The sequence below is a fragment of the Bacillus sp. T-10(2022) genome (assembly GCF_056502895.1).
In genome coordinates this window covers 672,288-696,848 of the sequence record NZ_CP113518.1, presented here as the reverse complement: position 1 = coordinate 696,848, position 24,561 = coordinate 672,288, and the positions used below count along the sequence as shown (strand labels likewise).

General features: G+C 42.2%; 20 protein-coding genes and 1 riboswitch. Of the genes, 8 read left to right on the top strand and 12 right to left on the bottom strand.

Annotation, left to right across the window (positions count from 1 at the left end; genetic code table 11):
* Positions 1 to 694 precede the first annotated feature (694 nt).
* The gene (bioB, locus tag OSJ91_RS03310; protein WP_485891838.1) at positions 695 to 1,660 is read right to left on the bottom strand and encodes a biotin synthase BioB; all 966 of its coding nucleotides are present in this window, start codon (positions 1,658 to 1,660) and stop codon (positions 695 to 697) included.
* An 82-nt stretch (positions 1,661 to 1,742) separates the two neighbouring features.
* Complete coding sequence (locus OSJ91_RS03305; protein ID WP_350301194.1) at positions 1,743 to 1,886, bottom strand: hypothetical protein; 144 nt, start codon at positions 1,884 to 1,886, stop codon at positions 1,743 to 1,745.
* A 284-nt stretch (positions 1,887 to 2,170) separates the two neighbouring features.
* On the opposite strand from OSJ91_RS03305, the gene OSJ91_RS03300 reads away from it, so the two are divergent.
* From OSJ91_RS03300 to OSJ91_RS03285, 4 genes are all read left to right on the top strand, one after another.
* Positions 2,171 to 2,755, top strand: coding sequence for a biotin transporter BioY (locus OSJ91_RS03300; RefSeq protein WP_350301193.1), 585 nt, complete (start codon positions 2,171 to 2,173; stop codon positions 2,753 to 2,755).
* Positions 2,734 to 3,441 carry a dethiobiotin synthase gene (gene bioD, locus OSJ91_RS03295; protein WP_350301192.1) on the top strand — a complete coding sequence of 236 codons (708 nt, stop codon included), beginning with the start codon at positions 2,734 to 2,736 and terminating at the stop codon, positions 3,439 to 3,441. The genes OSJ91_RS03300 and bioD overlap by 22 nt, the downstream gene beginning before the upstream one ends.
* Complete coding sequence (gene bioA / locus OSJ91_RS03290; RefSeq protein WP_350301191.1) at positions 3,438 to 4,820, top strand: adenosylmethionine--8-amino-7-oxononanoate transaminase; 1,383 nt, start codon at positions 3,438 to 3,440, stop codon at positions 4,818 to 4,820. The genes bioD and bioA overlap by 4 nt, the downstream gene beginning before the upstream one ends.
* Before the next feature lie 379 nt (positions 4,821 to 5,199).
* On the top strand, positions 5,200 to 5,412 hold the full coding sequence (locus OSJ91_RS03285) for a hypothetical protein (protein ID WP_101224840.1): 213 nt from the start codon (positions 5,200 to 5,202) through the stop codon (positions 5,410 to 5,412).
* Between the two features lie 87 nt (positions 5,413 to 5,499).
* On the opposite strand, the gene OSJ91_RS03280 is transcribed toward OSJ91_RS03285, so the two are convergent.
* Together OSJ91_RS03280 and OSJ91_RS03275 are read right to left on the bottom strand one after the other, a co-directional pair.
* Positions 5,500 to 6,849, bottom strand: coding sequence for an FAD-binding oxidoreductase (locus OSJ91_RS03280; protein WP_350301190.1), 1,350 nt, complete (start codon positions 6,847 to 6,849; stop codon positions 5,500 to 5,502).
* Between the two features lie 566 nt (positions 6,850 to 7,415).
* Positions 7,416 to 8,804, bottom strand: a complete 1,389-nt coding sequence (locus tag OSJ91_RS03275; RefSeq protein WP_485890978.1) for an amino acid permease — start codon at positions 8,802 to 8,804, stop codon at positions 7,416 to 7,418.
* 503 nt (positions 8,805 to 9,307) lie between these two features.
* A riboswitch (glycine riboswitch) is annotated at positions 9,308 to 9,386 on the top strand.
* Between the two features lie 208 nt (positions 9,387 to 9,594).
* On the opposite strand from OSJ91_RS03275, the gene OSJ91_RS03270 reads away from it, so the two are divergent.
* From OSJ91_RS03270 to OSJ91_RS03260, 3 genes are all read left to right on the top strand, one after another.
* Positions 9,595 to 10,935, top strand: a complete 1,341-nt coding sequence (locus OSJ91_RS03270) for an amino acid permease (RefSeq protein ID WP_485890977.1) — start codon at positions 9,595 to 9,597, stop codon at positions 10,933 to 10,935.
* A gap of 274 nt (positions 10,936 to 11,209) precedes the next feature.
* A complete protein-coding gene (locus OSJ91_RS03265) occupies positions 11,210 to 11,410 on the top strand; it encodes a DUF3311 domain-containing protein (RefSeq protein ID WP_048685209.1) in 201 nt (66 codons plus the stop codon).
* Positions 11,407 to 12,885, top strand: coding sequence for a sodium:solute symporter family protein (locus tag OSJ91_RS03260; RefSeq protein ID WP_485890976.1), 1,479 nt, complete (start codon positions 11,407 to 11,409; stop codon positions 12,883 to 12,885). The genes OSJ91_RS03265 and OSJ91_RS03260 overlap by 4 nt, the downstream gene beginning before the upstream one ends.
* Before the next feature lie 124 nt (positions 12,886 to 13,009).
* Here the strand turns inward: OSJ91_RS03260 and OSJ91_RS03255 are convergent, their stop codons facing one another.
* The 6 genes from OSJ91_RS03255 to OSJ91_RS03230 all read right to left on the bottom strand — a co-directional run bounded on the left by OSJ91_RS03255 (position 13,010) and on the right by OSJ91_RS03230 (position 20,149).
* Positions 13,010 to 13,216, bottom strand: a complete 207-nt coding sequence (locus OSJ91_RS03255; RefSeq protein ID WP_413015361.1) for a hypothetical protein — start codon at positions 13,214 to 13,216, stop codon at positions 13,010 to 13,012.
* 302 nt (positions 13,217 to 13,518) lie between these two features.
* Entirely contained in the window at positions 13,519 to 15,003 is a 1,485-nt protein-coding gene (gene argH / locus OSJ91_RS03250; RefSeq protein WP_485890975.1) for an argininosuccinate lyase, read from the bottom strand.
* Between the two features lie 15 nt (positions 15,004 to 15,018).
* Positions 15,019 to 16,707: an ABC transporter permease gene (locus OSJ91_RS03245; RefSeq protein WP_350301183.1), complete on the bottom strand. Its 1,689-nt coding sequence runs from the start codon at positions 16,705 to 16,707 to the stop codon at positions 15,019 to 15,021.
* The gene (locus OSJ91_RS03240; protein WP_485890974.1) at positions 16,704 to 17,816 is read right to left on the bottom strand and encodes an ABC transporter ATP-binding protein; all 1,113 of its coding nucleotides are present in this window, start codon (positions 17,814 to 17,816) and stop codon (positions 16,704 to 16,706) included. Before OSJ91_RS03240 ends, OSJ91_RS03245 begins: the two co-directional genes overlap by 4 nt.
* A gap of 15 nt (positions 17,817 to 17,831) precedes the next feature.
* Positions 17,832 to 18,923, bottom strand: a complete 1,092-nt coding sequence (locus tag OSJ91_RS03235; RefSeq protein WP_485890973.1) for an extracellular solute-binding protein — start codon at positions 18,921 to 18,923, stop codon at positions 17,832 to 17,834.
* Complete coding sequence (locus OSJ91_RS03230) at positions 18,923 to 20,149, bottom strand: ROK family transcriptional regulator (RefSeq protein WP_485890972.1); 1,227 nt, start codon at positions 20,147 to 20,149, stop codon at positions 18,923 to 18,925. The genes OSJ91_RS03235 and OSJ91_RS03230 overlap by 1 nt, the downstream gene beginning before the upstream one ends.
* A gap of 255 nt (positions 20,150 to 20,404) precedes the next feature.
* Here OSJ91_RS03230 and OSJ91_RS03225 point away from each other — a divergent pair, with 255 nt between their 5' ends.
* Positions 20,405 to 22,912 carry an NEW3 domain-containing protein gene (locus tag OSJ91_RS03225; RefSeq protein WP_413015349.1) on the top strand — a complete coding sequence of 836 codons (2,508 nt, stop codon included), beginning with the start codon at positions 20,405 to 20,407 and terminating at the stop codon, positions 22,910 to 22,912.
* A gap of 231 nt (positions 22,913 to 23,143) precedes the next feature.
* On the opposite strand, the gene OSJ91_RS03220 is transcribed toward OSJ91_RS03225, so the two are convergent.
* On the bottom strand, positions 23,144 to 23,878 hold the full coding sequence (locus tag OSJ91_RS03220) for an amino acid ABC transporter ATP-binding protein (protein ID WP_101224851.1): 735 nt from the start codon (positions 23,876 to 23,878) through the stop codon (positions 23,144 to 23,146).
* Entirely contained in the window at positions 23,875 to 24,519 is a 645-nt protein-coding gene (locus OSJ91_RS03215; protein ID WP_076370951.1) for an amino acid ABC transporter permease, read from the bottom strand. Before OSJ91_RS03215 ends, OSJ91_RS03220 begins: the two co-directional genes overlap by 4 nt.
* Between the last annotated feature and the right edge of the window lie 42 nt (positions 24,520 to 24,561).

Genomic DNA, 24,561 nt, shown 5'->3' with positions numbered 1-24,561 from the left:
CACAAAACTATCCTCTCATTATTGATATTACCAATACTGATTCTTTCCCTATATCATATTCATTTACCACAATGCAGCAAATTTTATTGTATTCAGGTAATTCATTATAAAACCTCTTCTTACAATTTAGCATTTTTTTTTCATTATTTTCACTTATCTATCATTTTTTTATTTTTGTAAAGGTTGAAGGACATTAGTTCTATTACAGCAAATTAATAAAACACCCAGAAGACATATTTGAATTAGAGCGGTTTGCCTGCAGTTTTTTTCTTTTAAAACCGTTTGAGTTGATTTCAGAAATCCAATTTGGATTACTGTAAAAAAACATGAAGGGTACTCTAGTCTTGTTTTTAGACAAATTCCAAGAAAAATCGAGTTTGCCTGCAGTTTTTTTCTTTTAAAACCGTTCGAGTTGATTTCAGAAATCCGCTCCCTTTCCGCCGACTGTCTGCCAAGCCTCCTCACCGCAAGCGGCTGCGGGGTCTTGGCTAGCCAGTTATTCGGCAGGAGTGTCGCCAATTTCTTCAATCCAATATGAATTACTGTAAAAAAACATGATGTTGACCTTCCATACTCTTTATTCGACCTAAAACGCACTTTTTTCGACCCTCCATGCACTTTTTTCGACAAACTGAAAAAAAACACCCTAAGGGTGTTTTTTTTTAATTCATATTGTTTTCCATTATCTTCTTTATCAGAGGGCACACTCTTCAATTTCGAATCCCAGGTCTTCGATGATTCCCCAATCCGCTGTGGGTTCTTGACCAGCTGTCGTTAAATAATCGCCGACGAAGATGGAATTGGCTGCATAAAGTGCCATGGGCTGCATGGAACGGAGATTGACCTCACGACCGCCGGCCAGACGGATTTCTTTACTCGGATTAACGAACCTCATCATCGATATCAATTTCAGGCATTTAGTGGGGGTCAATTCGGAAGTTCCCTCAAGCGGCGTTCCGTCAATTGCATTGAGAAAATTACAAGGAATGGAATCTGCATCAAGGCTGCGTAAGGATAGGGCGATTTCCACCGCTTCCGCCTCAGATTCCCCCATACCGAAAATGGCACCAGAACATGGGGACATTCCGGCTTCTTTCACAGCTTCGACTGTATCTACCCGGTCTTCATATGTATGCGTCGATGTAATTTTACTGTAGTTTTCCTGTGATGTATTCAAATTGTGGTTGTAGCGATGAACGCCTGCTTCCGCTAGCTTGCCCGCATGTTCCTCATTCAGGAAACCTAAACAGCAGCAGATTTTAAGATCCGTCGTTTCGCGGATTTCTTTTACCGCTTCAATGACATGATCTATTTCTCTGTTGGTCGGACGACGGCCAGACGCAACGATGCAATAAGTACCCGCTTTGCGACGAATTGATTCCTGCGCTCCCTCGACAATCTTTTCTTTCGTCAGCCAAGCATATTTATCGATCGGGGCTTCCGACACGATCGACTGCGAGCAGTAGCCGCAATCTTCGGGACATAATCCTGATTTCGTATTGATGATCATATTCAATTTAACTTTGTTCCCATAATGATGCTTGCGTATCAAGTAGGCTGCATTCAAAATTTCCAAAACCTCTTCGTCTGGGGCTTGTACGATGGATAATGCCTCTTCCTCCGTCACTTTATATCCTTTGATAACGTTCTCCGCTAACATCTTCCAATCCCTTACCAATGTTTCCAAAACTATCCCTCTTTTCTTTATTGTGTGCCGAATCGCTGGTTTATGGATTCCTTGACTATGCAATTCCTAGAAAAGGAGCATAACCCGGTCTGGTAAATAAAGACCAGCTGTCTGCAATATATCCACCTGATGCTCCAACCGCGAGTGTCTCCATCTCCAATCCACTTTCCCTTCCAACCGCATGTGCACCATCAACCACATTGGGGAGCACTTAACATTTAGCAGTATCAATACTGCCTGCAATGTAAATAAATTTGTTAACCTATAATATTTTAAGTTAACATATCGATAGAATAATAACATACTAACAAATTATTATTCAATGGTCTTTTTTCAATATTTTCCTAGTCTGTCCTTTAAATCCCGATAAAGCTGGCCTTTTATATGTTAACTAAATAATAAATTAGTTGACATATAAAATAAGAATCAGGCAAACTAATAGTGGGCATTTTGCCAGCACTTTTGAAAAAGGAGGTTAAAAACTTGAAAGCAAGGACGATTTCCTATGTGGCCCTTTTTACCGCGTTAACTGCCATTGGCGCCTTTATTAAGATACCTATCCCTTACATACCATTCACACTGCAAATTCTGGCAGTCTATTTGGCAGGCGCATTATTGGGGCCCCGGCTTGGGATGCTCAGTCAGTTATGCTACGTCTTGATCGGACTTATCGGGGTGCCCGTGTTTGCTGAAGGCGGGGGATTCGGCTATATATTCAAACCTACATTCGGCTATTTGCTCGGATATATACTGGGAGCCTATGTAAATGGATGGCTGATCAACCGGTTTTCCCTCTCCACGATTCGTTCCATATTCTTTGCTAATGCCGCCTCTTTGCTGACAGTTTACCTTTTCGGCTGCATCTGGCTGTATGGTGCGATGAAGTGGATTGTTGAAACGCCGTTTTCCATCAACCAGACGGTTCTTTACGGCTTCTTGTTACCTGTACCCGGTGATTTAATGCTATGCATTCTATGTGCTGTCATCATTCAACAAGTACGTCCGCGCATTGCAAGATATATAAACGTAAAGGAGCTGAATCATCCATGGGCCAAGCCTACTTTATAACCGGAACTGGCACGGATATTGGAAAGACCATCGTCACGAGCGCACTTTATCTGTCTCTTCAAACATTGGGAAAAAGCGTCACGATATTCAAGCCATTTCAAACTGGAATCAATGAGGAAAATCATACATACCCGGATATATCTTGGTTTGAGCAGGAACTCGGTGTAAAGGATTCAGGGTTTTACACACTGAAACCGGAAACCTCCCCACATTTGGCGATTAAATTAACCGGCAGTCTTATCGATGAGAAGAAAGTCGTGGAAAGGGTTCATGAACTTGAGGAAATGTATGACATCGTATTAGTCGAGGGCGCTGGCGGATTGGCTGTGCCGCTTATTGAACGAACGGAAGGTTTCTATATGACGGCGGATTTCATAAAGGATTGCGGCATGCCTGTCCTCTTCGTATCCACAAGCGGTTTAGGGGCGATTCATGATGTCGTGACGACCCATTCTTATGCCCAAGTCCACGATATAAACGTGAAAACCATTTTGTATAATCATTACCGGCCGGAAGATCGGATTCATCAAGACAATATCGAAACCATTGAAAAGCTGACTGGGCTGAATGGCCTCGCCTGCATCCCAACACTGGCCGATGTTAGAAAAGACTTGAGGATCTGCATCCTTGATTTACTTAGTGATCAAGATTATACCCAACAACTGAAAGAGGTGTTCAAGGCATGAACAGTCAGGATTTAGAACAATGGGATAAGGAATATGTATGGCATCCGTTCACACAAATGAAAACGTATCGGGAAAGCAAACCGCTGATCATCGAACGCGGCGAAGGCAGCTACCTGATTGATGTGGAGGGTAAACGCTACCTCGACGGCTATGCTTCATTATGGGTGAACGTGCACGGACATAACGAGCCGGAATTAAACGGCGCCCTAATTGAACAAGTGAATAAAGTCGCACACTCCACACTGCTGGGATCTGCGAATGTACCATCGATCTTACTGGCAAAAAAACTAGCCGAGATCACTCCTGGTTCTTTATCGAAAGTCTTCTACTCCGACACGGGATCAGCCGCAGTGGAAATCGCCCTTAAAGTTGCTTATCAATATTGGCAGAATATCGATCCCGTCAAGCATCAGAATAAAAACAAATTTGTCTCACTTGACGAGGCATATCACGGCGATACTGTCGGAGCTGTAAGTGTGGGCGGAATGGATCTATACCATAGAATCTTTAAGCCCCTCTTATTTCAACGGATTTCCGCCCCTTCACCATATGCCTATCACATGACTGAGTATGGAGATCAAGAAGCCGTGAAAAACCATTGCTTGAAGGAACTGGAGAAGTTACTGCAGAAACAATCAGAGGAAATTGCAGGATTGATCATCGAGCCGCTTGTGCAGGGAGCAGCAGGCATCATAACCCATCCCCATGGCTTTTTGAAAGAGGTCGAGCAATTATGCAAAAAGTACAATATCCTCTTAATTTGTGACGAAGTGGCTGTAGGATTCGGTCGAACCGGTACAATGTTTGCCTGCGAACAGGAAGATGCCGTACCCGATATCATGTGTATGGGCAAAGGGATCACTGGGGGATATATGCCACTCGCCGCCACTATCATGAACGAGCAGATCTTTCAATCCTTCCTGGGGGAACGGGAAGAACATAAAACCTTCTATCACGGTCACACCTATACAGGAAATCAGCTTGCCTGTGCACTGGCACTGAAGAATATCGAGCTGATGGAAAGCCGCAATTTAATTAAAGACATCCAGAAAAAATCTAAATATCTATCACAAAGACTGCAAGCGCTATACGAACTCCCGATAGTCGGCGATATCCGCCAGCGCGGCTTCATGATTGGAGTGGAAATCGTCAAAGACCGCCAAACAAAAGAAACGTTCACCCTCCAAGAGAATGTCGTTTCCGGAATCATCCATACAGCACGGGAAAATGGCCTGATCATTCGGGAACTTGGTCCAGTCATCACGATGATGCCGATCCTTTCCATGTCAGAAAAGGAACTCGATTTCATGGTCGAAACCGCCTACCGTGCCATTAAGGAAGTCTCCATTCATAAAGGATTGATTCCAGCAGCTAACTGATATACAAAGAACCGGAAGAGCAGAGCTCATCCGGTTCCTTCTATACTTTGTAGGGACTTCGTGAAGAAAGATCACAGATATTACATTGTATTCAAGGAACGTAATACTATTTATGCTGAAAATTTAAGGATTCTAAAGTAAATAACCCTAATGATTCCTTTCTTTTTCTGCCCGTTTTTCAATCTTAAGGGTGTACCTTTTACACGAATTTGGATTGTCCATAAATTTTGCATCGTATTTAAATGGACTTTTTTGCTAATTTCATAATTTTTCCAATTTACCCATCCTGTCTACATCATATATTTTTCTCCTTATAAAAAAGAAAAGAAAGGTCATCCTAATGGAGTAATTCCAATAATGACATAAGGAGAGAAGCTACATGCCTCAACAACAAATTGATATCAATCAATTAAACCAAGCAAAAGCAAACGTTACCCTAACACAAACCTTACTTTCACAAGCAATTGAAAAATCTTCCTCTGATCCAACCTTGGCACAAGAAGCCATTAAACAAGCTGCTCAAGAAATCGCGCAAGCCCAGTCTTCCGTAAATCAGGTTTACAGTGCAGTACAAGCTCAGCAAGCGGAATGATTTTGGGAAAATGAAAATAAAACTGGCCTATCCCAATTGAGGAATAGGCCTTTTAATAACGAATGTTTTTGGTGCATCCAAGCTTTTTCAGACCCACTTCTTTAAAGGCGGTATACTTTGAGGGAATTTAAACGTATTGTACGGATCATATCTCGTTTTCACTTCCCGAAGCCGCTTGAAATTTTCTCCATAGTACGCAGTTGGCCAATCTTCGATGAGGATATCCGGCCAATTCACGTAGTCACCTGTAGTATATGGTGACAAAGCGCATTTAAGTTCTTTAATCCAATGGATGTTTTGCCGCTCTTCTTCTGGATTCGTCCATGTAGCCAGATACTCCTGGGCGATGATGGCATCCCGATAATAAAAAGCCGTTTCATTTGGGGCCACACGGCCAGCGGCCCCTCCTAAGGATTGGTGCCAAATGGCTGCATTTTCATTTGGAACGTTTTCCAAAAAATGCTTCATCGTCAAGATTGCTTGCCGTTGAAAAGGTTTTTCTATGAAAGACCCCGACCGCTTGCGATGGGCCGGTCGATTTCCACTTGGATCATTAAAGAATTGCACAGCATCAATGTACGGAACTTCCTTTATCATGATATTTGCTGGAGAACCTGCTCTCGTCAAAGGCTTTAGAAGCTGCTGCAACCTATATGATGGCCCAACAAATTCACCTTGAGCGATAATTTGGTTTACTTCCTTTGACTTGAATTCGATTTCTGAAGTTAAACACTCTTCAACTTGAGGGGCCCAATCCTGCCAGGCTTCAAACACCGCTTCAAAATCTTCCCATCCCCATGTGACGGAGAAAATCGATACCCTTGATACGGGGTGTACCCTGAAGGTAAGAGAAGTGACTATGCCAAAGTTTCCCCCTCCTCCCCCGCAGCATGCCCAAAATAAATCACTATTAATTTTCCTATTTGCTTTAATGAGTTTAGCGCCCCTCTTTCCGCACGCCCTTACCATTTCTATTTCAAGCAAATTGTCACAAGTAAGTCCAAAGCGTCTCGATAACATACCTATTCCACCGCCAAGCGTAAGGCCTACAAGACCAACACCGCTTTCGGTCCCAGCCGGAATCGTCGTGCCATACTTCCATAGCATATTATATACTTGACCTAAATCAGCTCCTGCTTCGATTTTTGCAATCATTTTTTCACGGTTGACCTTGATATTGTACATTTCACTTATATCAATGATTAGACCGCCATTCACTAATGAAAAATTTTCATAACTATGCCTGCCGCTCCTAACCCGGAAAGGTGTATGATTTTCCCGGGCCCACTTCAATGAATTCAACACATCATTGGAATTTTGACAAAACACAATGACCTTTGGGAATTTAGAAAAACTTAAGTTATTATTTATCCTGGCATGCTCATACTCAGCATCATTAGGTGTAACGACCCGCCCGGTAAGCTTTGTTCTTTCCAAAATATAACCCCTTCCTCGGGTAAGATGATGTTACATCCTATGAAAAAATCTGTCAGGAAGACACATTCCATAAGCGACCCACTGCTGGCATCCCTTGTTACGGGGGCTAATTAGCTTTACTCGTGAATTTCGCTGGTTTACTCGAGTTTCGCAGCTTTACTCGTGAATTTCGCTGGTTTACTCGTGAGTTTCGCGGTTTACTCGTGAATTCCGCTGGTTTACTCGAGTTTCGCAGCTTTACTCGTGAATTCCGCTGGTTTACTCGTGAGTTCCACTGGTTTACTCGTGAGTTTCGACGATTTACTCGTGAATTCCGCTGGTTTACTCGTGAGTTTCGCGGTTTACTCGTGAATTCCGCTGGTTTACTCGAGTTTCGCAGCTTTACTCGAGTTTCGCTGGTTTACTCGTGAATTTCGCTGATTTACTCGTGAGTTTTGCCGTTTTACTCGTGAATTTCACTGGTTTACTCGTGAATTCCGCTGATTTACTCGTGAATTCCAACAATTGATCACCAAAGACAAAAAAGCCCTTCTCGAATTAAGAGAAGGGCTTTCCAATAGAGTTGCTTATCCCGAAATTTCATCATCGGATTTAGCATCCAATGGTGTTCGTTTATCCATTTTCAGGATGTAATAACTTGCCACGACCAAGGCTAGGAAAACGATTCCGACAACCAAGGAAATCCTTGTACTAGGATTGATCCACATACCGACCAGCACCATAAGTAAAAAGGCTATTGTCGCATAGTTACTGAAAGGGGCCAACGGCATCTTGAACGGATGCTTCTCCATTTCAGCGGCATTTACCTTTCTGAATTTAAGCTCACTGATCAGTAAGACAAACCATGGAATCATCCCGGGCAATACACTCGCACTGTACACATAAAGGAATAATTGCGGCGGTGCAAGGTAATTCAGGATAACCCCGATGCCCAATCCTAAAAGTACAGCGATCGTACAATATGCCGGCACTCCATTTTTAGATACTTTAGCAAAGATTTTCGGAGCTTGGCCATTCAATGCAAGTGTGTAAAGCATACGCCCTGCACTGAAAATACCACTGTTGCATCCAGACATTGCCGCAGTGATTACGACAAAATTGATGATTCCTGCTGCTGCTGTGATACCTATTTTTGCAAAGGTTGAAACGAATGGGCTGCCTAAGTCATCCAGTTGATCCCAAGGGAAGACTGTCACGATGACGAATATGGCGCCAATATAGAAAATTAATATGCGCCATATGATTGATTGGATCGCTTTTGTTACGGTCTTCGTTGGGTCTTTCGCTTCTCCGGCTGTGATGCCGATAAGCTCAACGCCTTGATAGGATGCCACGACAAGGGAAAGCGCAAAGAAGAATCCTGTCCAGCCTCCCGTAAAGAAGCCGCCATTTTCCCAAAGATTCGATAATCCAATCGCATCCCCGCCATTCCCTATTCCAAAGAAGATAAGGCCAACGCCGGCAACGATCATCAATACAATCGTTATGATTTTTATAAGCGCAAACCAGAATTCAAATTCCCCGAAGGATTTGACGGAAATGAGGTTGGCCGCCCCCAAGATGACCATGGCGACCACACCTGGTATCCAGGCCGGTAACTCCGGGAACCAATATTGCATATACAACCCAACCGCGATGATTTCGGACATTCCGACGATTACCCATTGAAACCAATTGCTCCAAGCAGTCATATAACCTGCCAAAGGATGTATATAGCTGCTCGCAAAGGTTGCAAATGAACCTGTAGTCGGTTCTAAATAAAGCATCTCACCCATGGAACGCATGATGAAAAATATAAAAATACCTGCGATGGCATAAGCAAGCATTACAGAGGGCCCGGTCCATTTGATCGTGCTCGCCGATCCCATGAATAACCCGACACCGATGGTTCCGCCCAAAGCTATCATTTGAATGTGACGTGCTTCCAGCCCTCTCTTTAATTCCTTGTTCGACATGTTTAACTCCCCCAGATGCAATATCGGTAATGCTTTTCTATCCTTACCACGAACGACTCTCTATTAATTATTGCGATTAGAAATGCTCTATCGAAGAAAAAATATCAATAACACTTCAATTATGTTTTCTTATCTTATAATAGTAAATATTCTGTAAAAATACAATTGTATTTTTGAAATAAACAGTTGCCAAATATATCTTGGCAATTTCCCTAATCTAAAAATATCATTTCAAAAAAATGATGATCAATATTTCATAATAGTGATCATCCAAAAAATAAATTTTTCAAGTACCTTAATAAAAATTAAGATCACTATAAAACTGCAGATATTGCCTTTTTCACTTCAAAAAAACTTGTTGACCTACCGAAAAATAGATGATAGAATTCCAATATTATTTTATAAGCATAATGAATGATTCAGCAGTGGTAGATTATCACTGACGACATTTATTCACAACCGCATACAAGCAAGCGATGAATGCTATGGATGACACTATAGCAGGAGCAGCTTCTGGAGAGACTGTACAAGATGCAGCGCCGAAGGATTCACAATCTCAGGCAAAAGGACAGAAGAGTAACGAATGATAAAATTGTTATTCTGAACCCTTTAAGAGATTGGTATTATCCAATCTCTTTTTTTTATTGTCCATTTTGTGGTTGGACTAAAAACAACAGCTTTAAAACCAATGGGAAAGGCAAGCTGGACGAAAAAATCACGTCCCTCTCTCCAAGACCATGCAGGTAAACTCATTCACTACCAAGACAATAAAAAAACGGGGGCGTAGGAATTGGCTAAACAAGAATTAAAAAGAGATTTAAAAAATAGACATGTACAACTGATTGCAATAGGAGGAACCATTGGCACCGGATTATTTTTAGGTTCCGGAAAAGCCATACAATTGGCAGGTCCTTCTATTTTATTTTCCTATCTTATAATAGGGATTGCCTTGTTTTTTGTGATGAGGGCACTAGGTGAATTGCTCTTATCCAATGCAGGGTATGCATCATTCACTGAATTTGCAACCGAATATGTCGGTCCATGGGCCGGCTTCGTGACAGGCTGGACATATTGGTTCTGTTGGATTATGACCGCAATGGCCGATATCATAGCTGTCGGCGTCTATATACAATATTGGTTCGATATCCCTCAATGGATTCCGGCTCTAATATGCCTGGTCATTCTTTTAGGATTGAACCTATTGACCGTTAAGTTATTTGGTGAATTGGAATTCTGGTTTGCCATCATTAAAGTAATTACGATCATCGCCTTGATCATCGTGGGAATCATCCTTTTGATCATCGGCTTCAATACCAATACCGGAACGGTTTCCCTAACCAACCTATGGAATCATGGGGGCATGTTCCCCAATGGCATTTCCGGATTCCTGTTATCTTTACAACTGGTCGTCTTCTCATTTGTCGGTGTCGAATTGGTCGGGGTTTCCGCAGCAGAAACGGCAAACCCGAGAAAGAACATTCCATCTGCCATCAATAAAATCCCTGTCCGGATTTTACTTTTCTATGTTGGTGCACTATTCGTCATTCTCTGCGTCAACCCATGGACACAACTGGATGCCACGAGCAGCCCATTTGTAGAGGTCTTTGCGTTAATCGGCATTCCTGTCGCTGCAGGGATCATCAACTTCGTCGTTTTGACTTCCGCTGCTTCTGCATGCAACAGCGGTTTATTTTCAACGAGCCGAATACTTTATACGTTAAGCAGGAATGGCGAAGCCCCTGCTAAACTGGAAAAATTAAATAAACAGGCGGTTCCGGGCAATGCCTTATTAACATCCACAATCGTTGTATCAATAGGGGCATTATTAAGCAAGCTGATACCGGAACAGGCATTTACTGTCGTGACGACCATCAGTGCCATCTGTTTCATATGGGTATGGAGCATTATCTTGATCTCCCATATCAAATATTCGAAAACAAGGCCTGACCTAAGAGCCGAATCGACTTTCAAGGCTCCTTTTACACCCTTTGTCAATTACGCCATTTTAGGATTATTCCTGTTCATCCTTATTGTTATGCTATTCGCTGAAGCTACACGACTATCACTGCTCTTGACCCCACTCTGGTTCATACTCTTGGTGATACTATATAACTATCGGAAAAAAAGATAGCTAAAGGAAAAAAGCCTTGAACTCACTATGAATTCAAGGCTTTATCTGTCTTATGAACATATCAGGGTTCGGCTGTCTGCGCACAGTTGCTCAAATATATCAGGCAACTGCATTAAATTTTATATCAAAATAGTGTAAGCTAATATATATTATCGGACCTTTTCCGTCATGTATGAATTTTTCATTCCGGTTTGGTTCACCCATCCATCAGTGGCATTGAAGAATAAACCCCATTGGTGGGCGTTTCACTTTATTAAAACGGAGGGGTTTGTTTATGAAGATTATATATATTCTTACTCTAGTTCCTTTTATAGGCATACTAGGATTTCTGCCTTTTGTTAATAAAATAGAACCATATGTATTAGGGATGCCTTTCAATATGTTCTGGATGGCTATGTGGGTGGTCCTTACCTCTGCCATACTGGGCATCATGTATAAGCTGGATCCCAGGAATCGGGAAGGTGACCAGGAATGAATATTGCTCTCTTAATCATTTTAGCATTCTTACTTCTATCGATATTTTTAGGCATACGCTCTTCAAAAGGAAAAGATATGGACTTGGAACAATGGACGGTGGGCGGACGCGGTTTTGGTGCGATATTCGTCTTTCTGCTGATGGCCGGGGAAATCTATACGACCTTCTCCTTCCTTGGCGGCAGCGGCTGGGCTTATGGCAAGGGCGCACCCGCTCTATATGTTCTAATTTACATTACTTTGTCTTACGTATTATCCTATTGGCTCCTGCCGGAAATTTGGAGATATGCCAAGGAAAATAAACTGATGTCTCAATCCGATTTCTTTGTAAGCAAATATAAGAGTCCCGGTTTAGGAGTTTTGGCTGCGCTTGTCGGTGTGGTGTCGATGATTCCAGTGATCGTCGTGCAGCTGAAAGGATTGGGGATCATTGTCTCAGAAGCATCTTATGGTGCCATCTCTATGTCTGAGGCAGTTTGGATGGGGGCGATCAGCCTTACCATTTATGTGATGATCTCCGGTATACACGGATCAGTTTGGACAGCGGTCATTAAAGATATCATGATGGTTGCCATAATAGGATTTTTGGGGATTTATCTGCCGATTCATTACTTTGGCGGATTTCAGCCGATGTTTGAAGCGATTGATGCGGCCAAGCCTGGTTTTCTAAAGTTCCCAGATCAGGGACTTAGCGTATCATGGTTCATCTCCACGGTAATATTGCTCGTATTCGGTTTCTATATGTGGCCCCAGGTTTTCAGCGCTGTTTATTCAGCACGCAGCGGCAAGGTATTTCGAAAAAATGCCATTATCAGCCCATTATATACACTCATGCTGTTATTCGTCTTTTTCGTTGGGTTTACAGCTATATTGAAAGTGCCCGGACTCGTTGGGGCAGATGCAGACCTGTCATTGCTGCGCCTTTCGATCGAGACCTTTGATCCATGGTTTATAGGCATAATCGGCGGAGCTGGATTGTTGACCGCATTGGTGCCGGGATCCATGCTTTTGATGAGCGTCGCTACACTGCTCGCGAAAAACGTCTATAAGGAATTTGCACCTGCAGTATCCGATCGCCATGTTGTACGATTGGCAAAGTTCCTTGTTCCAGTCATTGCCCTTATAGCCGTCTACTTCACCTTAAACGGCGGCGAAACGATGTCGGCATTAATTCTTATGGGATACAGTCTCATCACACAGCTTTTCCCGTCCCTTCTCTTTAGTCTGAAAAGGAACAATCCGATCAATAAATTTGGCGCAATCGCCGGCATCATTACCGGATTGGCCATCGTAATCTGCATTACACTCAGTCAATCGACAATAGGGACCTTGTTTCCATCCTTGCCACAAGCAGCGAAAGATTTGAATGTGGGAATCATCGCATTGGCAGTCAATTTCATTGTGATGATGACAGTAAGTCTTGCTTTCAGAAAGCACGCGGTTCAGTTGGAACCTAAATCCGTTAACGATATATGAAGGTTATTTTGGATAATAAACATCGGAAGGCTCAGTCAAAAGACTGAGCCTTCCTTATTATCGACATCCAAAGCATAATGTCCTTTTTCTCAAGATTGATTATAGGAAGTCTCATTTTAGACTATTAATCTTTTCTGTTTATAAACAAATCCCCTATTTTAACTAATAAATACAATGAAAAAATAATCATCAAGGTTCTGGATACTACCAGGCCATCAATAGCTAAGTCATATCCACCTCTTAATAAGGCTTCCGGATTAAAGCAAAAGGTAATCGATATTACGAAAGCTATTAAAATCAGGATAACACCGAACTGAGATCTATTTGACATTTACATTCCGCCTCATATTATATATTTTACAAATAATAGCATTTTTATTGGAAATAATCTACATTTATTGTCAATGGGGATATCTCAGTTGCAATAAAAATCCAAAATAAATAGCCACCCTAATAAAGAATGACTATATATCATGAAATATGAAGCTTTCTCAGTAAAATGCTAATGCTTACGAGCCAAATACTCGAATTTCACGCTTTTACTCGGGAGTTTGGCGCAAATACTCGTAGTTTCACGCTTTTACTCGGGAGTTTCATGCGCGTTAAGACTCATTTCCTTTATGCCCCGTACCTTTAATAATCCACTAAAGCCTTCCTGCCATCATTCAATGCTTTGACCATTTCCTTGTATTCCTGCAAATCTTGTTCCAGTTTTTGTTTTCTATTTACAATCATTCTCGTAACCTCTTTAGGGGAGGGCCCGCCTTGAATGCTTCTAATTTCCACAAAATACTCGGGGGAGATTATTTTTTTCCATTCATCTTCTGCTATGTTCACTGAAACGAATTCATTGATGATCTTGTTGATTTCTTGTGTGTCCCAATCATATAGCTCTTTCCCTTCACTAATTGACCGTTTTGCAATTGTACTTGCTATGGAGTGGGCTTTTCTAAAGGATATGTCGTAATCTCTTGATAGGGTATCCGCTAATTCAGTAACCGTTATACAGGATTTTGCGGCCATTTTCTTTGTGTGTTCTTCATTTACTTTCAAAGTCGACATGACGGCATACATTAGTTTCATGACACGTCCTGCATTCGAAAAAGCCCGATATAAATGCGGCTGTAAATCATCTTCCGTATCGACGATATCACCAAATGGTGTATTGTGGATCATATTCATTGCAGCAAGTGCATCACCATAAGCACTGCTTGCAATCGAACGGGAATGTTCAATGGAGACTGGATTTCTTTTTTGCGGCATGATGCTGCTCACTTGAACATAAGGGTCCGCCACATGAAAGGTTCCAAACTCCCTTGTCACATGCTGCAGGAAATCTTGAATCCATCTTCCGGTATTGACCATGCACGTCATGATGGCAGTTGCGGTTTCCAATAAATAATCCGCCCCGCCAATCGAGTCATAGGAATTCTCAATCACCGAATCAAATCCAAGCAGTTCAGCAGTACGTTTCCGGCTGATCGGAAAACCTGTGGTCGTTAATGCGGCCGCGCCCAAAGGGGATTGGTTAACCGTTTCATAGGCTGCCCATAATCGGCCAATATCCCTTTGAAGAACATCATAAATGGCTAAAAAGTAATGTCCCATTGTAGTCGGCTGAGCCGGTTGGGTATGCGTGTAACCTGTAATATAGGTTTCCGTATGTTTTTCAGCCTGCACCAAGAATGCTTCACTCAATTGGTTTGCATAGCCAATCAATTGAAGCAGATGACCTCTCAAAACAAGCCGGTACATCGCAACGCCCATATCATTACGACTGCGGCCGATATGAATCTTTCCTGCAAGCTCATGACCGATTTCCTCACCGACCTTTGCCTCCATCATGAAAAATAAGTCCTCGAATTGAGGCTGATAGATCAATTGCGCGAGATCTGTTTGAGCCACTTTCCGAATCCCATCAAGCATGGTTTTCGCCTCTTCTTCTTTAATGATCTTTTGTTCCGAAAGCATGATGACATGTGCCCGATGAATATCGAACATTGCATGAAATAAGTAATCTCTTTGATCATTAAAAACAGGCATCAGAAGCTCTCTAGCATAGGTTTTTCCGGGAAAGGCACTACCTTCATTTTTGATAAATTCTTCAAGCCTGCTCATCTTTGAACCTCCGATTTATAAAGCTTTTTCCGCTTTGATTCCAAAAAACTTGTTCGAAATAAAGAGAACGATTACAATCAGCGTGATTTGAATCATCCCATAGGCAGCTGCCTGCCCCATATTGAACATCCGAAGCTGATTCATGATTTCAATGGATATGGGCCTGTTTGAAATTGTGTACAACAGGACCGAGGTCGGGAATTCCCCTACAGATTCGATAAATGCCAATAATGTCCCTGATAAAACACCAGGCATAATAATCGGGAATATGACTTTTCTGAAGGTATAAAACCACTTTGCCCCCAAGTTTCTTGCTGCTTCTTCAATCGAGTCATCCAGCTGCTCCAGAACGGCGTTAGTCGAACGGACAACGAGCGGAATATGCCTGATGAAATAGGCAAGCGGCAAAATCCAAAATGTTCCTACCAATATTTGACCAAAGGAAAAAATGCTAGGTTCATTGAATGCGAATATCAAGTTCATCCCTATGACCGTTGCAGGCAACGCCCAAGGAATCATGACTAGAATATCGACAAAGCTTTTCCCGACGAATTTCCGTTTAACAAGTACATAGGACGCTATGACCCCAAACACCAGATTTGCCAACGTAGCAATAACCGCCATCAGTAAACTATTTCGTAACGGTTTGAAGATATTAGGGTCTTCAAACAAAAGCCGGTAATTTTCCATATTAAATACTGTTGGATATGTTTGAAATGTCCAGGTTCCATCAGGCACTAGTGAAAGCAATAGAATCGTAAAGTGCGGTAAAAGCAGAATAATTACGCCGATGATACCCGTTAAGACCATCACCCATTTCATAAACGGGTTCTTCACTTCATTCCTGTGTGCGCCAATTCCTTTCGAAGCCATGCGATAATCCTTCCTATTCTGATACCAACGCATGAATAATAGAAATGAAATCGAAACGATGGATAGAATGACGGATTGAGTAGCGGCAATTTCCATATCACCATTGATTTTTGAAAAATAAATTTGCAGGCTCAACACCCTGTATCCGCCAGCTAATAAAAACGGGGCACTGAAAGAAGCCATCGATATCATGAAAACAAGTAGAGAAGCGGCAACGATGGCAGGTGTCAATAATGGAAATGTAACCTTCCAAAAAACCTTGATTTTATTTGCACCTAAGTTATAAGCCGCTTCTTCAAGGGACGGATCTATTTTATTGATTGCAGCTGATACGGTCATATAAAAATAAACATACATCGTATAGGCATGCACGATAAGGATTCCCGATACCCCGCCAATCTTGAATGGAACCTTCTCGAGACCAAACAGGTCCTTGATGGCATTTGGAATCAATCCCGATTCTCCATATAAAAACATAAAGGCCATGACCCCTACCAATGATGGAAGGACAATCGGCAAAATCGCTGCTGATGAAAAGAAGCTTCTGCCGGGAAAATCGTAACGGTTAAAAATGAATGCGAGCGGAATGCCAATCAAGGCACTGACCAATACACTCAATAAGGATATATAAACAGAATTCCATAGAGCCTCTAAGTTCGTTTTCGATTCCTGTACGAAGAAGTCCTGATAATTCCCAAGGGATATCGTTCCTTCTTTTTGCAGACTTTCTATAAAGGTCCTCAACGATGGATAGAGTACATAAGCTATGAGCACCAATGCAACTGGTATAAGGAGCCAAACCGTCAATCTCGTATCACGATTTTTAATCATGGCGCATCACCGCTTATGACAGGGATAAGACGCAGCTGTTTCTCAGGAAGCTGGACATACACTTCCTTTCCTTGATAAAAGTATCCAAAATCATAAGTGTTAAATACGTCGACCCTTAGTAACACGTCTTGAACATCCACCATGACATTCACAACAGATCCAAAGAATTGGACGGAATTTATTTTACCTTTAAAGATATTCTTTCCTTCCTCGGTCACATCCAGAAATCTGATTGCTTCAGGACGAATCGAAACAGCAAGGTCATCATCAGTCTGTAAGATCGAAATTCCGTCCCTAGCTTGATTTGGTACATGCAATTTAATCGGTTGTTCACTATTTTTAAGGGCAACCTCTATATTATCTTGTTGGACTTTTTCGACTTGAACGGGCAATAGATTAATCTCGCCTATAAAACTCGCCACAAAATCATTGGCCGGCCGATTATAAATTTCTGCCGGTGTCCCGACCTGGTGACATACACCATAATTGAACACAGCTATCCGATCACTCATGGATAATGCCTCAGCTTGATCATGCGTGACATAAATGGTGGTAATCTTATAATCACGCTGCAGCCTTAAGATTTCCACTCTCATTTCATCACGAAGCTTGGCATCCAGATTACTTAATGGTTCATCCAGCAGTAATATTTCGGGTTCAATGACCAGTGCTCTTGCAAGGGCCACCCGCTGCTGCTGCCCTCCGCTTAACTGGCTCACTTGACGATTCGAGTAGCTCTCCAGCCTGACCTTTTGGAGGGCATCCAGCACTCTCCTCTTTAAGTCAGCAGAAGAAACCTTTCTCACACGCAAGCCAAACGCTATATTTTCAAAAACAGTCATGTGGGGAAAGAGGGCATAGTTTTGAAAAACCATGCCTGTATTTCTTTTCTCCGGAGGTACACGCGTCATATCTTTGTCGCCAAATCGGACGACACCTTTTGTTGGATAATAAAAACCGGCAATCATCCGAAGCGTTGTCGTTTTACCGCAGCCGCTTGGACCAAGAAAGGTAAAAAACTCCCCTTCTTTGATGTCCAGATTTAAATGGTCAACAGCTATCGTTTTCCCGAAGGCTTTTTGGACATTCTCTATTTTTATTGACGCCATCCCAACGACACTTCCTTATTCTTTAATTTCTTTATCTCCACTTTTAATATTTTCGTCCCAGTATTTCATCCACTCGTCACCTTTTTCCTCGAATGCATTCCAATCAATATCCATCGCTTTAATTTCCGTTTCCGTGATCCATTCAGGTAAATCCTTCACATCACTTCTGGTCGGAATTCTGTAAAATTCTTCTGCCAATGTTTTTGCGGCTTCTGGTGAATTCACGAACTCATAAAAGGCTTCAGCCGCTTTTGGATGCTTGGCACCTTCAACGATGGCGATACCTTCTGTCAATACAGGTGTTCCGCTTTCCGGAATGACGAACTCAAACGGATAATTTTTATTTTCCTTCAGCATGACAACATCCGGCATTGCCCAAACGGAAAGTGAGCCCTCTCCTTTGGCTACCTTGTTATACATCATTTCCGGGTTTGCTGAATATTCCTTTGTGTTTTGGTCGAGCTTCTTTAACCAGGCATACCCTTCTTTTGGATCATTTGTATCCTTATACGTCCGATAGATCATAGCAGAAAAAATTGTCCTCATCGTTCCGGAGGCTAACGGATAGCGGATGATGATTTCATCTTTCCACTTCGGATCAAGCAGCTCATCCCAATCTTTCGGTACCTCGTCTTTTGATAGTTCTTTGCTGTTATACATGATGACTTCCGGTGTCTGGCTCGTTCCCGTCCAATACCATTCCGGATCGTGGAATCCTTCATCGAGACTATCGGAATAGCTAGGCTTATAAGAAGCCAGCAGCCCATCACCCTTTGCTTGATTGAAGTTCGTGGAAGGTGCCCCCCACCAAACGTCTGCCTGCGGATTACTTTTCTCTGATCGAACGCGGTCAAGGATTTCCTGGGACCCCATATCAAGCCACTCAACATCAATACCATACTCATCTTCGAACTGCTTTTCGAATTTAGATAAAATATCTTTGCCATGCGGTGAATAAACAACGATTTTATCTTCCAGATCACCCTTTTTTCCCTTGGCACCGCCAGCATCCGAATTCGTTTTCGTATCTGTACCGTTACATCCCGAAATCAATAGTGCTGCCGATAAGGCCATTACTGAAACAAGCGACTTTTTCCTATTTTTCATTAATACTCCCCCTCATCCCGAAAATTCAAAATGCCATCATGCTCCCTTAAGAATAAGGAAACCGCTCCTAGTACTCCTGCGTTTTCTCCAAGTTGTGAAGTTTTCAATTCTACTAAACTTGGAAGATATCGATCAACGACCTCCTGAATTCTAGGTAAAATGTATTCAGATGAATTTAATACACCACCTCCTAAAATGATCACTTCTGGATTTAGCAAACTAGCCGCATTGACAATTCCGCACGCTAAATGTTCGATGGCTTCATTTATGACGGCCATTGCAGTCGTGTCTCCTTTTTTTGCTGACAAAAAGGCATCCTCCCCCGATAGTTCGGAAGATTTGGCCCGTTCGAATAAAAGATGAAGAGGATCCTTGAGAACCTCCCTTGTAAAATGACTGCCTATCGACTTTCCTCCTGCGACACTTTCCAAATAACCGTATCTATTGAAAATCGGCTTGAATTCACGCTTCATATCCTCTTTGTCCGTTACCATATATCCCATTTCCCCAGCTGCACTGGAAGCCCCTCTGTATAACTGGTTATTCAAGATAATACCGCTTCCTATCCCCGTGCCAACCGCAATGAACAGCAAATTCCGCTTATTTTGTGCATTACCCAGCCACTGTTCACCTAATGCAGCCGCGTTTACATCATTATCCAAAAAAATGGGGAAATCAAAATACCGCTTCGCTTCGGCTATGAACGGATATTGTACCCAGCCTAAACTCGGTGCCTCTATTACTAATCCGCTTGCCGTTTGCGTTATACCAGGAATCCCGACTCCCATCCCCAATATCCTGCCTTTCGCAATTTGGTTCTTTGCAATTAACCGTTCCGTTTCAATCGCCATTTGTTTAAGAAGTCCTGAATGTAAATAAGTGTTTGTTGAAAAACTAGTGTCGGCAAGAATGTTGCCGCTTAAATCACTTAAAATGATTTTCACTTTCGTCCCGCCTATATCGACCCCAATGATATAGGCAGCCTTTTCATTAAAAAAGAGCTGGATGGGCCTTCTCCCGCCTTGAGAGGAGGATTCTCCTATTCCTTTCTCAAATACCCATTTCTCCCTTATAAGTTCATCCACAGCTAGAGAAACAGTTGGTTTACTTAGCTGAAGCTTAACGGCGATTTCAGCTCTTGAAATGGGCGAACATTCCTGGATGCATTGAATGATTCTTTTTTTATTGACATATTTTTGATGACTGGGTGGTCTTTTAAAACTCATCACATCACGGCCTTACATCATTTAGTTAGTAAATCTTCCTAATTAAGTAAAAATATAACTTAAAAAAATTCAGTACACAAGTTATTTTTCTGAACATTTAAAATGTTCAATTTTTAATAGTTACTTCGGATCATTTACATTTATAACCATTAATGCTATTTATTAGATAAGTTTTTTTCGTCTGGTTAGTTAGAAAATATTACTAACCTACATTTTTTTAGGTGTCTTATAAAGTTGAAGGGGGTTAAAAAATTAATGAAAAAAGCTCTGTTATCGCTGCTTTCCCTTTTGTTGGTTCTTGCATTATTGCCGCTTGGAGGTAGCGCTGCAAATCCTGAGGAAGCCAACGTTGAGTTATGGAATGCGGTCAAGCCGCTCGAGACGACCGTGACATTCTTGAACAGCGGTGCCCATCCAGATGATGAACGCAGTGACTTTCTCGCTTATCTATCGAGAGGGTTAGGGGTGAAGACATCCAGCCTGATAGCAAACCGAGGTGAAGGCGGACAAAATGAAATTGGGGATGAACTGGACAATGCTCTTGGAATCATCCGTTCGAGGGAAATGATTGAAGCTGCGAAAATCACCGGGGTTAAGGCCTATCATCTAAGTGAAACTACCTCAGATCCCATTTATGATTTCGGCTTCTCTAAAACACCAGAGGAAACATTAGAAAAATGGGGCGAAGAACTCACCTATGAACGGCTTATCCGCTTTATTCGGACGTATCAGCCGGATATATTGATGCCATCCTTTCAAAATGATGCTACCCAGCATGGACATCATCGAACAATGACAATCTTAAGTGAACGTGCCTTTAAGGATGCGGCCGACCCAACTGTGTTTCCGCAACAATTGAAACAAGGGCTATCGGTATGGCAAGTGAAAAAGTTATATTTGCCCGTTTCCTCGGCAGATCAAGCAACCACTTCGATTGAAATCGGTGAATATGACCCAATATACAATATGACTTACCCACAGCTTGGAGAACAATCCCGCTATCTGCATAAAAGCCAAGGCATGGGTTCTGATATCCCGGCAGCACCACGCCAGATTCATCTGGATTTGAAGCAAAGCGCCGTTGATACAAAAAACCAGTCGGACCTTTTTGCAGGTGTACCTTATAATTTTACTGAATGGGCTGAAAAACTCCCCCGCTCAGCTTCAAAATTAAAAGGTGAATTTAAATACCTGCAACGGAATTTGGACGCTGTTATTGCGGCTTATCCAAATGAAAAACGTGTTTTTTCAATATCCCAAAATGCTCTCTCCAATGTTCGTTCAATTACTGCGCAAGTCAAAAAGGCAAAGCTAAGCCCTGCCATTAAGAACGACTTGCTTCATAAGCTCTCATTAAAAGAAGAGCAATTGCAAAACGTCAGTTATGTCTCCTCAGGACTCGAAGTTCAAGCTAAAGCAGCTTCAAAGATCCTGACGAAAGGTCAAAAAACGCACGTAACCGTAACCGTGAAGAATAACGGGAAACAAACCTTGAAAAAAGTCTCTGCTGCATTGAACGTGCCTAAAGGATGGAAGACCAAAACAAAAGCTAAAGATGTCAATCTGGCACCAAATAAATCAGCGACAATGACCTATCTGGTTGAAGTCCCTGAAGATGCAGCCTATTACCATGCCTATGATCAATCAACCATTACGACCAGCATTTCTTATAAATACGGCAGCACAAAAACTTCCATCAAGGAGGAAGTGGATGGAACGATCGCTGTCCTTCCCGACGTTGGCCTTACCCTATCTCCTGAAGATATCGTCGTAAATACAGCAGATGTAAAAGAGGAAGTCCCAGTGACGGTAACCTTGAAAAACTATACAGAAGGAAAAGCATCGGCAAAGGTCGCTTTAAAAGTCCCTGAAAATTGGGGAGTTCATCCCCAAAATGCCACTGTATCATTTAAAGAAAAATCAGAAGAAAAACAAGTGAAGTTCACCCTCAGACCACCGAAGACAATACAAAATGGTGAATATCAGGTGAAGGCAGCTGCTACTGTCAATGGGAAAACCTTTGATTCGACCATTCAGGAAATTTCCTATGACCATATCGGAACATTCTATTACCAATACCCAGCAGCTATCAATACCGTTGCATTCGAGCTTTTGAAGCCAGCTTCATTAAAAGTGGGGTACATTGAAAGCGGATTCGATAAAGTGGCAGATTACTTAAGCAATGCAGGGCTGAACATTACGAAGTTAACTGCAGCTGATTTAGCTGAAGGTGATTTAAGTCAATATGATACGATCGTTACAGGCATCCGTGCCTATCTATCAAGGGAAGATTTAAAGGCAAATAACGCGCGCTTACTTGAATATGTGGAAAACGGCGGTCATCTCGTCGTGCAATACCATAAACCGGGTGATGGTTGGGATGCCATGAAGACTGCTCCATATCCTCTTACCCTCGGGAATCCTTCCATTCGCTGGCGGGTAACCGATGAAAAAGCCACGGTAAACGTGTCGAAACCAGAATCAGCGCTTTTTAACTATCCAAATAAAATAACAAGCAATGACTGGAGCAATTGGGTCCAAGAAAGAGGATTGTATTTCCCAATGGAATGGGATGAACGGTATGAGACATTCATTTCCATGGCTGATCCAAATGAAGAACCATTTGATGGCGGAATCCTCATGTCCAAATACGGTAATGGCACCTACCTCTACACTAACCTTGTGCTATACAGGCAAATTCAAGGACAGGTTCCAGGCGGATATCGAATCATGACGAACTTGATTAGTTACGGTACCAAGTAAATAAAGAAGAAACCTATGCATGTGTAGAATGCATAGGTTTCTTCTTTTTTTGATGTTTGCCAATTGAAGCCATCGCCTGACCGATTCCTGCTCTAAAAACCAAAAAAGTTATGCACAAAGTCGAGGGAAAGGCTCATGCGTTTGGGTTTCCCCTCATTTCCCGCATTCCTTTGTCCACACTTTATGCACAACTTCATTCATGATTAACCATGATCTTTTATAGACATCCAGTTAAAGCACTTTGCTCAAGAATGCTTTCGTTCTTTCGTGCTGAGGGTTACCGAATAATTCATTCGGCTCATTTTCTTCCACGATATACCCTCCATCCATGAATATCACCCGGTCCCCGACTTCCCGGGCAAAGCCCATTTCATGCGTAACAACGACCATTGTCATGCCTTCTTTTGCAAGTTGTTTCATTACCTCCAAAACATCGCCGACCATTTCAGGGTCAAGGGCCGAAGTCGGTTCATCAAATAGCATGATCTTCGGATTCATCGCCAATGCCCTTGCGATTGCGACCCGCTGTTTTTGTCCGCCGGAAAGTTCCCCTGGATAGCTATTTGCTTTTTCCTTTAGACCAACCTTATCCAATAACTCAAGCGCTAACCTTCTCGCTTCTGCTTTATCGGTGGCACGAATTTTAATAGGACCCAAGGTTATGTTCTCCAAAACGGTTTTATGAGGAAATAGATTGAAATGTTGAAAAACCATTCCAACTTCTTGCCGGACTTTGTTTATATTGATTTTCCTTTTAGGATCGGTTATATCATGTCCGTTAATGACCACCTCACCGCCCGTAACTTCCTCAAGGAGATTCAGGCAACGAAGGAAGGTACTCTTTCCAGATCCAGAAGGGCCTATTACGCAAATTACTTCCTTTTCCTGGACTTCTGCGTTGATATCTTTTAAAACCTCGACAGTTCCAAATGATTTTCTCAGGTTTTTTACAGTAATGATGCTCATCGAACTTGTACCCTCCTTTCTATGAAATTAGCAATTAGGGTTAACAAATAGATGATGATAAAGTAGATCACACCAACTGCCAGCCAAATCTTGAATGCTTCAAAGGTTGCCGAAGCCTGAATCTGACCTTGCTGGGTTAAATCGGCTATACCAATGACCGATAATAGAGAAGTGTCTTTCAAGCTGATGATCGATTGGTTCGTAATGGTAGGGAGCATCCTCCTGAAGGCTTGCGGAAGCACGACATACCTCATTGTTTGAGTTCCAGTGAACCCGATGGATCTTGCCGCTTCCGTTTGTCCTTTATCAATGGATTGTATCCCTGCCCTTATTATTTCAGCAAAATATGCCCCTGCATTGATTGCAACGGTAATTATACCAGCTGTTGTACTGTCCAAAGAAATCAAATTCAGTGAATTCACACCAAAATAGATAAAAAATAACTGAACGATGAACGGTGTCCCTCGTATCGCGTCCACATAAACCTTTGCAATCCAGTTCAAGATTTTGATGGGGGCAAGTCGCAGCAATGCGACAAGTAAACCAATCAAAAAACCTAGGATAATGGCAATCACAAAGATATAAAGTGTCACCTGAAGTCCTTTTAATAAAATAGGCAATGCCGCAACAATTATATCCATTTCTTTCACCCCTTTGAAAAAGAAAGCGCGCCATAAGCGCGC